13 protein-coding genes and 1 tRNA gene are annotated in these 14,054 nt (G+C 51.5%); all 14 read right to left on the minus strand.

Going from position 1 to position 14,054, the window contains the following annotated elements:
* Positions 1 to 95 (minus strand): elongation factor Tu (locus JRF57_13330; protein ID MBW2304681.1); only part of this gene is annotated, 95 nt, incomplete at its 3' end.
* Between the two features lie 97 nt (positions 96 to 192).
* Positions 193 to 663, minus strand: a complete 471-nt coding sequence (gene rpsG, locus JRF57_13335) for a 30S ribosomal protein S7 (GenBank protein MBW2304682.1) — start codon at positions 661 to 663, stop codon at positions 193 to 195.
* Positions 664 to 675: 12 nt separating this feature from the next.
* Positions 676 to 1,053 carry a 30S ribosomal protein S12 gene (locus JRF57_13340; GenBank protein MBW2304683.1) on the minus strand — a complete coding sequence of 126 codons (378 nt, stop codon included), beginning with the start codon at positions 1,051 to 1,053 and terminating at the stop codon, positions 676 to 678.
* A gap of 381 nt (positions 1,054 to 1,434) precedes the next feature.
* On the minus strand, positions 1,435 to 5,508 hold the full coding sequence (rpoC, locus tag JRF57_13345) for a DNA-directed RNA polymerase subunit beta' (protein MBW2304684.1): 4,074 nt from the start codon (positions 5,506 to 5,508) through the stop codon (positions 1,435 to 1,437).
* 169 nt (positions 5,509 to 5,677) lie between these two features.
* Entirely contained in the window at positions 5,678 to 9,787 is a 4,110-nt protein-coding gene (rpoB, locus tag JRF57_13350; GenBank protein MBW2304685.1) for a DNA-directed RNA polymerase subunit beta, read from the minus strand.
* 54 nt (positions 9,788 to 9,841) lie between these two features.
* Positions 9,842 to 10,216 carry a 50S ribosomal protein L7/L12 gene (gene rplL / locus JRF57_13355; GenBank protein MBW2304686.1) on the minus strand — a complete coding sequence of 125 codons (375 nt, stop codon included), beginning with the start codon at positions 10,214 to 10,216 and terminating at the stop codon, positions 9,842 to 9,844.
* A 65-nt stretch (positions 10,217 to 10,281) separates the two neighbouring features.
* Complete coding sequence (locus tag JRF57_13360) at positions 10,282 to 10,812, minus strand: 50S ribosomal protein L10 (protein ID MBW2304687.1); 531 nt, start codon at positions 10,810 to 10,812, stop codon at positions 10,282 to 10,284.
* A 325-nt stretch (positions 10,813 to 11,137) separates the two neighbouring features.
* Positions 11,138 to 11,842: a 50S ribosomal protein L1 gene (locus JRF57_13365; GenBank protein ID MBW2304688.1), complete on the minus strand. Its 705-nt coding sequence runs from the start codon at positions 11,840 to 11,842 to the stop codon at positions 11,138 to 11,140.
* 219 nt (positions 11,843 to 12,061) lie between these two features.
* Positions 12,062 to 12,484 (minus strand): 50S ribosomal protein L11, encoded by a 423-nt coding sequence (gene rplK, locus JRF57_13370; protein MBW2304689.1) that lies wholly within the window; start codon positions 12,482 to 12,484, stop codon positions 12,062 to 12,064.
* Between the two features lie 11 nt (positions 12,485 to 12,495).
* The gene (gene nusG, locus JRF57_13375) at positions 12,496 to 13,026 is read right to left on the minus strand and encodes a transcription termination/antitermination protein NusG (GenBank protein MBW2304690.1); all 531 of its coding nucleotides are present in this window, start codon (positions 13,024 to 13,026) and stop codon (positions 12,496 to 12,498) included.
* Positions 13,027 to 13,069: 43 nt separating this feature from the next.
* The gene (secE, locus tag JRF57_13380) at positions 13,070 to 13,444 is read right to left on the minus strand and encodes a preprotein translocase subunit SecE (GenBank protein ID MBW2304691.1); all 375 of its coding nucleotides are present in this window, start codon (positions 13,442 to 13,444) and stop codon (positions 13,070 to 13,072) included.
* A gap of 76 nt (positions 13,445 to 13,520) precedes the next feature.
* Positions 13,521 to 13,597 (minus strand) — tRNA-Trp (locus tag JRF57_13385).
* A 13-nt stretch (positions 13,598 to 13,610) separates the two neighbouring features.
* A complete protein-coding gene (gene rpmG, locus JRF57_13390; protein MBW2304692.1) occupies positions 13,611 to 13,760 on the minus strand; it encodes a 50S ribosomal protein L33 in 150 nt (49 codons plus the stop codon).
* A 128-nt stretch (positions 13,761 to 13,888) separates the two neighbouring features.
* On the minus strand, positions 13,889 to 14,054 hold a 166-nt coding region (gene tuf / locus JRF57_13395), incomplete at its 5' end, for an elongation factor Tu (protein ID MBW2304693.1).

Consider the following 14,054-nt stretch of genomic DNA (forward strand, 5'->3'; position numbering starts at 1 on the left):
ATCGCCGCCGTCAGCGTCGTCTTCCCGTGATCTATATGCCCTATCGTCCCCACGTTTACATGCGGCTTCGTCCTCTCAAACTTCTTCTTCGACATCTCTAACCTCCTTGTGACCCACTAAGTGAGGGATCATGGTCGTCGTTAGTTTTCTTGAGTACTTCTTTTCTACGACGGCTTTGTTTCCATAAAATTTTTACCAGCGATAATGCGCAAAAGCCTTGTTCGCTTCAGCCATCCTATGGGTGTCTTCCTTTTTCTTGATGGAAGCCCCTCTGCCGTTGGCAGCGTCCATGAGTTCTCCCGCCAGCTTTGCCGCCATACTTTTTTCCCCCCGGGCCCTCGCAAATGAGATGATCCACCTGATACTCAGGGCCTGACTACGGGATGGTCTCACTTCTGTGGGCACCTGATAGGTGGAACCCCCGACCCGTCTGGATTTCACCTCTACGACGGGCTTTACATTGTTCAGGGCCTTGTGAAAGACACTCAGCGGGTCCTCTTTGGTCCTCTCCCTTATCAAATCAAAGGCCGAATAAAGGATCGACTGCGCGACGCTCTTTTTCCCTTCCTTCATGAGAGAATTGATGAACTTTGCCGCCAACTCACTCTTGTAAACCGGATCGGGCATGATCCTCCGTTTAATGACCGTTCTTTTCCTTGGCATGGGAGAGACTCCTTAGATACTTTTCGGTTTTTTTGCGCCGTACTTGGACCGTCCTTGACGCCGGTCATCCACTCCGGCCGTATCCATGGTTCCCCTTATGATATGATACCTCACACCGGGGAGATCCTTCACGCGCCCGCCCCGAATCATGACCACGGAGTGTTCTTGAAGATTGTGCCCCACCCCCGGAATATAGGAGGTCACCTCGATGCCGTTTGTCAGCCTCACCCTGGCCACCTTCCTGAGAGCCGAGTTGGGCTTCTTGGGTGTCGACGTATAAACCCTTATACATACACCCCTCTTTTGTGGACAACCCTGCAGCGCCGGTGTCTTGACTTTCTTCTTCGCCTTTTTTCGGCCCTTCCTTACAAGTTGATTGATGGTCGGCATGAATTGAACTCCTTACGCTCCATGAACGATAACAGTTACCCTTTGGCAAGGGGGCAAACGCAAAAATATAGTGAATTCACAAAAATCCTTCTTTTATTTCTCTTCCCTCTATTTGTCAAGATATTTTAGAGCGATTCACGGTAAATTTTTATCTTCCTCTGGGAATGATTTCCAGCACCCGCAAATGCCAATCATCGACCGGCGCTGGCAAACCAGACAGTAAGGGCTCGACCCCGAGGCCCCCCACAAATTCCCTACAATGCATTCATCAACATCTACGCCCAAGGATCAGGCGTTTGAAGGACGCTCGGTTCTCTGCCTGCCCGGTCACACACTTTTTCCACCACAGGCCATATTTATTAACAAGCCGCACTCCGGAACCTACCCATTCACCTCGATCTCAAGGTCCCTATAGGCGCTCAGACCTGTTCCAGCAGGGATCAAGCGGCCCATAATGACGTTTTCCTTCAGGCCCTTCAAATAATCGATTTTACCGGCTACGCTGGCGTCGGCAAGGACCTTCGTCGTTTCCTGAAAAGAGGCCGCTGAAATGAAGCTCTCCGTGCTCAGAGAGGCCTTCGTGATACCAAGGAGTAACGGTTCGGCCACTGCGGGTTTGCCCCCGGCCTTCATAATTTTTTCGTTTTCTTCTTCGAACCGCCATTTCTCTACGTGCTCACCCAGCAGGAAATTGGAATCTCCGGCATCTGTTACCGTCACCTGCCTGAGCATCTGCCGGACAATAACCTCGATATGCTTGTCATTGATGCTGACGCCCTGGAGGCGGTACACCTCCTGCACTTCATCAACCAGATACCTGGCCAGTTCCTTCACCCCTCGGATCTTGAGAATATCATGCGGATTGGCTGACCCGTCCATCAAGGGTTCGCCGGCCCGGACATAGTCCCCTTCCAGTACGCTGACATGCTTCCCTTTAGGTATGTAATAATCGATCGGATCTCCCAGTTCCGGGGTAATGGTCACTTTCCGCCTTCCCTTGCTGTACTGACCGAAAGAGACCGTTCCGTCGATTTCACTCAAGACGGCATTTTCCTTTGGCTTCCTGACCTCGAACAATTCGGCGACCCTCGGAAGACCCCCGGTAATGTCCTTAGTCTTCGTGGTCTCACGCGGAATTTTGGCCAGGACCGTTCCGGCCTGGACCTCATCCCCCTCGTTCACCATGATGATGGCACCTATAGGGAGATGGTACCGTGCCTGCACCCTGGATGAACCGGATACGCCTGCGGTTCCACCCTTTTTGTCCTTAATGGAAATCCGGGGTCTCAGATCCACATTCCGGGATTCCACGACAACCCGGCTGATCTTTCCTGTCACCTTGTCTCTCTTTTCCTGGATGGTGACATCGTCGATGATATCCCCGTATTTCACAATCCCGGAGACTTCCGTTAGGATGGGAATATTGAAAGGATCCCATTCGGCCAGGACCTGGTTCGCCTTTACCTTCTCACCGTCCTTTACCTTCAGGACGGCCCCGTAAATGATGGGGTAACGCTCGACTTCCCTGCCGCCCTTTCCGATAATGGAAATCTCACCGTTCCGGTTCATCACCACATGGTGGCCTTCGGCGTTCTGAACGGTCTTAAGGTTCTGGAAACTTACCTCCCCGGGATTCCTGGCCTCGATAGTGGTCTGTTCAACCCGCTTGCTTGCCGTTCCTCCGATATGAAAGGTCCGCATTGTCAACTGGGTCCCGGGTTCCCCGATGGACTGGGCAGCGATGATGCCGACGGCTTCGCCGATATTAACTTCCTTTCCATGGGCCAAGTCCCTGCCGTAACACTTCTTGCATATACCCCGCTTTGTCTGACATGTGAGTACGGATCTGATCCGAATCCTCTCCAGACCCGCTTCCTCGATCTTTTTCACCTTTTGCTCATCTATTTCCTCGTTTGCAGGAACAAGAAGGTCACCCGTAACCGGATCGTAGACATCCTCCAGGGCCACCCTTCCAAGCACCCGGTCTCCGACCCGCTGAATAATCTCCCCACCTTCAATAAGGGCGGAGACCCAGATTCCATCCACGGTGCCACAATCCTCCTCCGTGATCACCGTGTCCTGGGCCACGTCCACGAGTCTACGGGTGAGATATCCAGAGTTGGCGGTTTTCAACGCCGTGTCCGCCAGACCCTTTCTGGCCCCATGGGTGGAAATGAAATACTGGAGAACGGTGAGTCCTTCCCGGAAATTGGAGGTAATAGGGGTTTCTATGATCTCACCCGAGGGTTTTGCCATGAGCCCCCTCATTCCGGCAAGCTGCCGCATCTGATCCTTGCTCCCCCTGGATCCGGAATCCGACATCATGTAAATCGCGTTAAAGCTCTCCGTCTTCACCCGGCTTCCATCGGGACCTTCCACCTCCTCGACCGCCATCTCGTTCATCATCTCGGATGCGACCGTCTCCGTGGATTGGGCCCATATGTCAACAACCTTGTTGTATTTTTCACCGTCCGTAATGAGACCGCCTTTATACTGGTCATCGATCTTCTTGACTTCTGCCTCGGCCTTTTCGATGATCTCTGCTTTTCGGGACGGAATTGTCATATCCTTCATAGAGATGGAGATTCCGGACAGGGTGGCGTATTTGTAACCGATATCTTTCAAACGGTCGGAGAGGATGACCGTCGTCTTGATACCTTCCCTCCGATAGGACTCGTTGACAAGGCGCCTCAATTCCTTCTTGTTCATCACCTTGTTGATAAGGGAAAAGGGAAGGGTTTTGGGCAGAATCTCATAAAGAAGGACCCTCCCGGTTGTCGTCTCTTCCAGCTTCCCGTTGATGCGAACCTTGATGGCCGCATGCAGGTCCAGTTCTCCCAGGTCATAGGCCATCCTTGCCTCCTCGACGCTGGCGAAAACTTTTCCCTCACCCTTCGCAAAAGGCCTCTGCCGGGTCATGTAATAGATCCCCAAAACGATATCCTGGCTGGGGACGATGATGGGATCTCCGTTAGCCGGGGAAAGGATGTTGTTGGTCGACATCATCAAGACCCTGGCTTCGATCTGGGCCTCGATGGACAAGGGGACATGGCAGGCCATCTGGTCACCGTCGAAATCCGCGTTAAAGGCCGTACACACCAGGGGATGTAGCTGGATAGCCTTTCCCTCAATCAAAATAGGCTCAAAGGCTTGGATTCCCAAGCGGTGCAAGGTGGGAGCCCGGTTGAGCAGTACGCAATATTCCTTGACCACTTCGTCCAAAGCATCCCATACTTCCGGGGTTTCCCGCTCCACCATTTTTTTCGCGGACTTGATGGTGGTCGCCAGACCCTTTTCGTCGAGCTTGTTGTAAATGAATGGCTTGAACAGTTCCAGGGCCATTTTTTTCGGGAGTCCGCACTGGTGAAGCCGCAGGTCTGGACCGACGACGATCACTGACCTTCCCGAGTAATCGACCCGCTTTCCCAGCAAGTTCTGCCTGAAACGTCCCTGCTTTCCCTTGAGCATGTCGCTGAGGGACTTGAAGGGCCGTTTGTTCGCCCCTGTAACCACCTTTCCCCTTCTGCCGTTGTCGAAAAGGACATCTACGGCTTCCTGGAGCATCCGTTTCTCGTTCCGGATGATTATCTCGGGGGCGTTCAGTTCAAGCAGCCTTTTGAGCCTGTTGTTCCGGTTGATGACCCTTCTGTACAGATCATTGAGATCGGAAGTGGCGAATCGACCCCCGTCCAAGGGGACGAGAGGCCGCAGGTCCGGCGGCAGGACGGGAATAACATTGAGAATGGTCCACTCGGGCCGATTCTTCGATTCCCTGAAGGCATCAATGATCTTCAATCGTTTGGCAAGTTTTTTCCGTTTTGCCTCCGAACGGGTTTCCACCATTTCCGCCCGAAGTCGTTGTGAAGTCTCATCGAGGTCCAGGTTCTTCAAAATGACCTGAATGGCTTCCGCCCCGATGCCGACCTCGAATCGGTTCCCGTATTCTTCCCTGGCCCTGTAAAGCTGTTCATCCGTCAAAAGGGTACCCTGGGTCAAAGGGGTGTCTTTAGGATCGATGACGATGTAATTTTCGAAATACAGGACCCTTTCCAGGTCCTTCAGGGTCAGATCAACGAGGTTTCCAATCTTTGAGGGGAGGCATTTCAGGAACCAGATGTGTGCCACGGGAGAGGCAAGTTCAATATGCCCCATGCGCTCGCGCCGGACCTTGGATTGGATGACTTCCACACCGCATTTTTCGCACACGATCCCACGGTGTTTCATCCGTTTGTACTTTCCACAATTACACTCGTAGTCCTTTATCGGACCGAAGATTTTTGAGCAAAACAGTCCGTCCCGCTCCGGCTTGAATGTCCGGTAATTGATCGTCTCCGGCTTCTTGACTTCCCCGTAAGATCGTTCCCGGATCCGTTCGGGGGAAGCCAAGGATATCTTGACGGCGTTATAGCTGGATGGATCTTTCGGTTTTGTAAAAAAATTGTATAGTTCTTCCAATGTCCTCTCCTTTTCTAACGAAAAGATTCAAAGAAAAAAGGGTAGGCCTTCAGGAAAAGAACTTCCGAAAAACAGATTGATGATCCGATCCACGCATGGCGATATAGACCTTCGTGTTCCGCTCCCACAACAAAACCAACCTTCTCTCTCATACTCATATGAATAAAAATCAGGCCTGTGTATCTTCGAAAAGCTGCACCTCGAGGGCAAGACTCAGCAACTCTTTTACCAGGACCTTGAAGGATTCCGGTAAACCCGCCTCGAGGATATTGTTTCCTTTTACGATACGCTCGTACATCCGGGTGCGACCGGCCACATCGTCGGACTTGACGGTAAGGAATTCCTGGAGCGAATAGGCCGCGCCATAGGCCTCCATGGCCCACACTTCCATCTCTCCCAAACGCTGACCTCCGAACTGGGCCTTCCCGCCCAACGGCTGCTGGGTGACCAGGGAATAGGGGCCTATGGATCGTGCATGCAGCTTGTCGTCCACAAGATGGTGGAGTTTCATGATGTACATAATTCCCACGGTAATCTGCTGGTCAAAGGGTTCCCCCGTCCTTCCGTCGTAAAGTGTTGTCTGTCCGGACAGCGGCAATCCCGCGGCCTCAAGACATTTCTTTATTTCGTCTTCGTTCGCACCGTCGAATACCGGGGAAGCCATGGGAACTCCCCCTTTAAGAAGGCTTGCCTTTTCAAGAACTCCCTCATCATCTTCTTTCTGGAAGAGTCTTCGGTACTCTCCAGCCGAAAACGTCTCTTTGAGTTTCTTCCTCAGGGCGCTCATATCCTGAACCCTGTCGATCAGTTCCCCGATTTTCTTTCCGAGGCCGTAAGCCGCCCACCCGAGATGGGCCTCCAGCACCTGGCCCACGTTCATCCTGGAAGGGACACCGAGGGGGTTTAGGATAATGTCCACTGGGGTGCCGTCCTCGAAGTAGGGCATATCCTCGACCGGCAGAACCCTTGAAAGCACCCCCTTGTTTCCATGGCGGCCCGCCATCTTGTCTCCAACGGAAAGTTTTCGTTTGACGGCCACATACACCTTGACCATCTTGATCACACCAGGGGCCAGCTCATCTCCTGCGCCCAACCGATCGATTCTTTCATCGAAGGCCTGCGTGATCTTGGAAACCCTCCCCCTGAAATGCTCGACCACGGCCTCGACCCGCTCAATTAAATCCATGTCCGCTTTGAGATCGGCATGGGCCCAAGCATCAACGGAGATCCGCTCTATGTCTGATTCGGTGATCTCCTTCTTGGTGCCTATGAGAGTCTTGCCCGTTCCAGCATCCTGGAGACTCCGCTTGAGTTTCCGGCCCACGAGGAGAGTTTTGAGCCTGGACTTCGCGCTTCGTGTGACTATGGCGACCTCGTCCTCTCGATCTTTTTCAAGTCTGGCCCGCTCTTCGTTTTCTATAGCCAGGCTTCGCGCATCCTTCTCCACTCCTCTGCGGGAGAAAATCTTGGTCTCGATCACGATCCCTTCAACACCCGGGGGGACCCTGAGGGATGTGTCCTTGACATCCCCGGCCTTATCCCCGAAAATTGCACGAAGCAATTTCTCCTCTGGGGAAAGCTGAGTCTCACCCTTTGGAGTGATCTTTCCAACGAGGATATCACCGGGCTTGACAACGGCTCCGATCTTGATGATCCCGCTCTCGTCCAGGTTGCTTAAGGCCTCTTCCCCGACATTGGGGATATCCCGGGTAATCTCCTCCTTACCCAGTTTCGTATCCCGGGAGACGACTTCGAATTCCTCGATGTGAATGGAAGTGTAAATATCCTCCTTCACGACCCTTTCACTTACGATGATGGAGTCTTCGAAGTTATACCCTCCCCATGACATGAAGGCGACCATCACATTTTGCCCTAGGGCGAGTTCTCCCAGTTCCGTGGCGGGACCATCCGCGATGATCTGACCCTTTTTGACGATGTCTCCTTTCTTGACGATGGGCTTCTGGTTATAACATGTGTTCTGGTTGGACTTTTTGTATTTGATTATCTTGTAGATTTCGACTTCGTCTTCGTCTTCGCTTGCTCCCGTGGATCGGATCACGATACGCGAAGCGTCCACATCTTCCACGATTCCGTCCCTTCTGGCTACCACGGACACGCCGGAGTCCCGGGCGACGACTCTTTCTATCCCGGTTCCAACCAGAGGGGCCTTGGCGGTCAACAGGGGAACGGCCTGCCTCTGCATATTAGACCCCATCAGGGCCCGGTTTGCGTCATCGTGTTCGAGGAAAGGGATGAGGCTCGCAGAGACGCTTACGAGCTGCTCTGGGGAAACATCCATGTATTTCACGCTTTCAACGGGAGCCTTGCTCGCCTCACCTTCGATACGAACAGCCGCCTCCTCATTCAAAAAGCGACCTTTTTTATCTAAGGGGGCATTGGCCTGAGCGATGGGATAATCCTTTTCGTCAAGGGCCGACAAATATTCGATATCCTTATAGACTACACCGTTTTCAGCCTTTCGATAAGGAGTTTCGATAAAGCCGAATTCATTGACACGCGCATAAGTGCTCAAGGATACGATCAGGCCGATATTCGGCCCTTCCGGGGTCTCGATGGGGCAGATGCGCCCGTAATGGGTGGGATGAACGTCCCGGACTTCGAAACCCGCCCTCTCCCGGGTCAGCCCCCCAGGACCCAAGGCGCTCAATCTTCTCTTGTGGGTGACTTCCGACAAGGGGTTGGTCTGGTCCATGAATTGAGACAACTGGCTGGTCCCGAAGAATTCCTTCACCACTGCGGAAACCGGCTTCGAATTGATGAGGTCATGGGGCATGAGGGTTTCGACTTCTTGCAGGCTCATCCTCTCCTTGATGGCCCTCTCCATCCTGACCAACCCGATTCGATACTGATTCTCGAGAAGTTCCCCGACGGCCCTTACCCTTCTGTTCCCAAGGTTATCGATGTCATCCACCATGGCTTCGGAGTTTTTCAGACGAATCAACTCCTTGACCGTGAGGATGATATCCTCCTTCCTCAAGGTACGTTGATCCAGCGGGACGTCCATTCCCAGCCTGTAATTCAACTTGAGGCGACCCACTGGGGAGAGATCGTAAGAAGAGAGGTTGAAAAAGAGGCCGTTGAAATAATTGGTCGCCACCTCCTGGGTGGGGGGGCTGCTCGGCCTCATCTTCCTGTAGATCTCCAGGATGGCTTCATCATGCTCCTCGATCCTGTCCAGTGTCATGGTGTCCCTTATGGTGGTACTCACACCTGGTGCATCGAGGACCAGACACTCGATCTCCGTTATTCCCAACTCCAGGACCTTCTGGACAACCTCCCCGGTAAGGGGTTGGTTTCCATGGAGCAAAATCTCGCCGGTCTCGGGATCGACAAGATCATCCACGATTATCCGCCCCTCCAGATCTTCCATCGGGATGGGAATCTGGGTGATTCCAGCGGACTCCAGCATCCTGTGCAACCGCTTTGTGTATTTGTCTCCCTCCTTGGCCAGCACCTTCTTGGTCTTGGGATGCAGGATCTCTTTCTTCACCTTCTGACGGTAAAGATTCTCGAATTTCACATCCCGATAACACTTGTTATCACGGATATGCAATTTTTCGGTTTCATAAAATTCCAGGAGAATATCCCTGGAAGAATACCCCAAGGCCTTTAAAAAAGTGGTTACCGGGAATTTTCTTCTTCTGTCGATTCTTACGAACAGCAAGTCCTTCGGGTCGAATTCGAAGTCGAGCCACGATCCTCTGAGGGGTATGATCCGGGCGGAGTAGAGAAGTTTTCCGCTTGAATGGGTCTTACCCTTATCATGATCGAAGAACACCCCGGGAGACCTGTGCAGCTGACTTACAACAACCCTTTCCGTCCCGTTGATGATGAAAGTTCCCCGGTTGGTCATCATGGGCAGTGTACCGAAATAGATTTCCTGCTCCTTGATGTCCCGGATACTTTTTGTCCCATCACTCGTATCGGTATCGAAAACCAAGAGCCGCACAGTAAGTTTCAAAGGGGCCTCATAAGTCATCCCCTTGCTGATACACTCACTCTCGCTATATTTTGCTTCCTCGAAAGTATACTTTATGAACTCCAAAGAAGAGGTGCCGCTGAAATCGGTAATAGGAAACACGCTCTTGAAGGCCCCTTGAAGACCGATCTCCTCGCGTTCTTCCGCCGGGACATCCCTTTGCAGGAAACGCTCGTAGGAATGCCTCTGAATTTCAATCAGGTTAGGAAGATCAATCACCTTATCGATCTTGCCGAAATTCCTTCTGATGCGGCGAACGCCGCTCTTCCCTGTCGTCATTGTATCCCCATCATCGAGAGTATGGAGTAATGTTTAGTCCTAGTGCGGCCGGTCTTATTTGATTTCCACCGATGCACCCGCTTCTTCCAATTGTTTCTTAATATCCTCTGCCTCTTCCTTGGGTACACCTTCCTTGACGTTTCCGGGCACGCCGTCGACTAAGGCCTTGGCCTCCTTCAATCCCAGGCCGGTAATCGCCCTTACCACCTTGATGACTTGTATCTTTTTGTCTCCAACAGCGGTGAGGACCACATCGAATTCCGTCTTTTCCGCCGCCTCCTCCTGGGCTGCCTGGGCGGCGGGCATCGCTGCCATGGCCACGGGAGCCGCTGCAGTGACACCAAATCTGTCTTCCAATTCCTTCACGAGTTCCGAGAGTTCCAGAACAGTCATGTTGGAAATGTATTCAATAAGGTCTTCTTTCGTAATATTTGCTGCCATTTCTCTCTTTTACCTCCCTTGGGAATATGTATGGAACATCCAATTCAAATGGATCAGCTATTTTCGGTTTCATTCTTCTGGTTTTCAATGGCCTTCAGGACATTAAGAAAACCAGCGATCACCCCATTCAGAACCCTCACAAAGGATGCTGGGACTCCCTGCATGGCCGCAAGGACCTGGGCAAGAAGCGCTTCCCGTCCCGGAAGTTCTGCCAGTCGCTTGATGGACTCAAAATCGATCACCTTTCCGGAAATCTGTCCCCCTTTGATCTCCAGCTTGTCATGTATCTTGCTTTGCCCGACAAGGACCTTCGCGGGAGCGATGGGGTCATCGTAAGTAATGGCTAGGGCGCAAGGACCGGTAAAGTAATCGTTCAAAACGCTGGTTTCCGTATCCCGGCTCGCCAGCTTCAAGAGCCGGTTTTTCACGACCTTGAACTCGGCATCCACCTTTCTGAGTTCACTCCTGAGCCCGGTCATCGCATCCACATCCATTCCTTTATAGTCCACCAGAAAGACACCTCGGGCCTTCTCCAGGCGGCTTTTCATGTCCGCGATGAAAGCTTCCTTTTGACTTTTTTTCAAGTATGCATCACCCCCTCCTAGATGTTGAAATTCCGATTATATACAAAGTCAGGGATGCATCATTGAGATTACGCGTCTTTCAGTCTCGGTAGGCCCAAAATCAACTTGTTTAAGCCTCTCGCGGCCCCCTCTCGTTAATGAAGGGCAAAGCCGCTCAGCACCCACTGTCTTTGACTGTAAAGTGATCCACTCCGACGCGACCCATGGGGCCTTCCCGGCCTTCCTTTCAGGGCCCATTCGGTTCGGCTGGCTTTACACCGCCATTGAAATCAAAGGGGCCCACGCCTGTTGTGAATGGATTTCCATCTTCATTCAAACCGTAAAACTAACCGAGGAGATCCTTCACATGAACTGGGTCAACCTTGATACCCGGACCCATGGTTGTGGAAATGGCGACACCTTTAAGATAAGTCCCTTTACTTGAGGGAGGTTTCAATCTCAGGATGGTATCTATAAAGGCGCTGATATTTTCGATCAATTTCTGTGGACCGAAGGAAACTTTACCCATCGGCGCATGAACGATCCCTGCCTTCTCGACCCTGAAGTCGATTTTACCGGCCTTGATCTCTTTCACGGCCTTGGCGACATCAAAGGTCACGGTCCCGAGCTTTGCATTCGGCATCATCCCTCTCGGCCCCAGAATACGTCCGAGTTTACTGACCGAACTCATGATGTCCGGGGTTGCGATGGCTTTGTCGAACTCAAGCCATCCCCCCTGAATCTTCTCTATGTACTCATCTGAGCCGACATAGTCCGCCCCGGCTTCCAAGGCCTCTTTTTCCTTTTCCCCCTTTGCAAAGACCATAACCCGGACTTCTTTTCCAACTCCATGGGGCAGTACTACCGTGCCTCGGACCATTTGATCGGCATGTCGAGGATCCACACCCAGACGTACGGCGATATCCACCGTTTCGTCAAATTTTGCATATGCACACTCAAGTGCATTCCTCACCGCTTCTTCGAAGCTGTAACGCTTCGTACGATCTATCTTTTCAGCGACTTCCCGATACTTCTTCCCTCTCTTGGCCATAGCTATCAGTCCTTGTTATGCTTTAGCACGCTGTTGAAAAACTACTTTGTACTACTTCACTTGCTGATGCGAGACCTTTGAAAAACGCCCCCTTTTGCCCAATTGCGGCGTCAGGCTCAAATTTCAATCCTCAAAATACTAAATGTATTCCTGCGGTTGAAATTTTCGCCTTCCTTGAACTTCTTGCCTCAGCGGCGTTCGTATTGTTTCAACAGCCTGTTAGACAATCTTGATCCCCATACTTCGAGCCGTTCCCTCGATGATTCTTACCGCACTCTCGATATCATAGGCATTCAGGTCTTCAAACTTGGTCTTCGCGATTTCCTCCACTTGCTCCCGCGTGACCTCGCCCACCTTTTCCCGATTCGGCTCACTTGACCCCTTAGCGATCTTGGCGGCCTGCTTCAACAGAACGGAGGCCGGCGGCGTCTTTGTGATAAAAGAGAAGGACCTATCCGCATAAATCGTAATAACCACAGGAATAATAGTCCCCATTTGGTCCTGGGTTCTAGCATTGAAGGCCTTGCAAAACTCAGCGATATTGACGCCGTGCTGTCCCAGTGCCGGTCCGATGGGAGGAGAAGGATTCGCCTGTCCCCCTTTTACTTGAAGTTTCACCGTACCGATAATCTTCTTGGCCATTACCAACCCCTTCAAATCTTGTTAACTTGAATGAAATCCAATTCAACCGGAGTCGAGCGCCCGAATATAGTAATCAACACCCTGAGTTTTTCTTTGTCAGGTTTAACCTCTTCAACCACGCCTTGAAAATTGTTGAAAGGCCCGTCGATGACCCTCACTTCGTCTCCTTCCTCGAAGTGATATTTCGGCTTTGGTTTACTGATTCCTTCTTCAATCTGCTGAAGGATGCGCTCTGCTTCATGGTCGGGGACGGGTGCCGGCATTTCTCCCCCCCCCACAAACCCGGTCACCTTGGCCGTATTTCTCACCGTATGCCAGGTTTCTTCGTTCAACTCCATTTGGACCATGATGTACCCGGGATAGAACTTCCTGGAAGAGGTCTTTTTCTGTCCCTTTCTCAGCTCGACCACCTTTTCCGTCGGGACGATGATCTTGCCGAAAAGGTCCTCCTGCCCCAGAGCCTTCACCCGTTCTTCCAGATTGGCCTTAACCTTGTGCTCAAATCCGGAATAGGTATGTACAATGTACCATTTCAGAGCCACATCGACCCTCTCGAATAAATTGAATTGTGGCAAGTATGCTTATTTAGCTGATAATATTCTTAATAATTTTTATCAATCCAAAATCTATAATCCAAAGAAAGAAAGCCACTATTAATACCAACAAAATCACAACTGTCGTGGATGCCATCAATTCCTTCCGGGTAGGCCACTTCACCTTTTTGAGTTCCATTCTGGATTCCCTGAGGAACTGTGCAACCGTGTTGGCATACTTAAGAAGGGATTTTTTTGATTCCTTTCGCTTCTCCGGTTCCCTTTTTACAGCCGTCGGCGTAACGGTCTTTCCTCCTTCAATGCTTTTAAGATCCCCCGCCGACTGGATCTGAGCGGCCCGGGTTTTTCCGTTGGAATTCCTTTTTCGACTCCCTTTCTTTTTTTTCTTATTACTGGGCTTTTTCATCTTCCAAAAAGGTTCCCTTTATGGGCTTTGACAGGCCGACTGCCGCCCCTTCTTCATGATCCCTTAAAGCAATAATTGGCAGGCCAGGAGGGATTCGAACCCCCAACACCCGGATTTGGAGTCCGGTGCTCTAGCCGTTAGAGCTACTGGCCTGCATGCACGCTTACTATTTGGTTTCTTTGTGAAGGGTATGGGTCCTGCAGAATCGACAATATTTCTTGAACGCCAATTTGTCAGGCGTTTTGCGTTTATTCTTCGTAGAAGTATAATTTCTGCTTTTGCATTGCTCGCAGGCTAAAGTAATCATTTCACGCATGCAGCCTCTCCGATAATTCCGTTAAAACTGATTATCACACTCCCCGTAAATAAATGCCTTCAAGTTTTTCTTGCACATTGAGAAGGATACCACCTTCAAACAATGGCAGAGAACTTTTTTATCGTGCCCTATTCGATGATTTCGCTGATCACTCCGGCCCCTACGGTCCGCCCTCCTTCTCGAATGGCAAAACGAAGCTCCTTCTCCATCGCAATCGGCGTGATCAGGTGAACCTCCATCGAAACATTGTCCCCAGGCATCACCATCTCAACTCCCTCAGGAAGCGTCACAACC

It is taken from the genome of Deltaproteobacteria bacterium (genome assembly GCA_019310525.1).
Lineage (GTDB): Bacteria > Desulfobacterota > DSM-4660 > Desulfatiglandales > HGW-15 > JAFDEE01.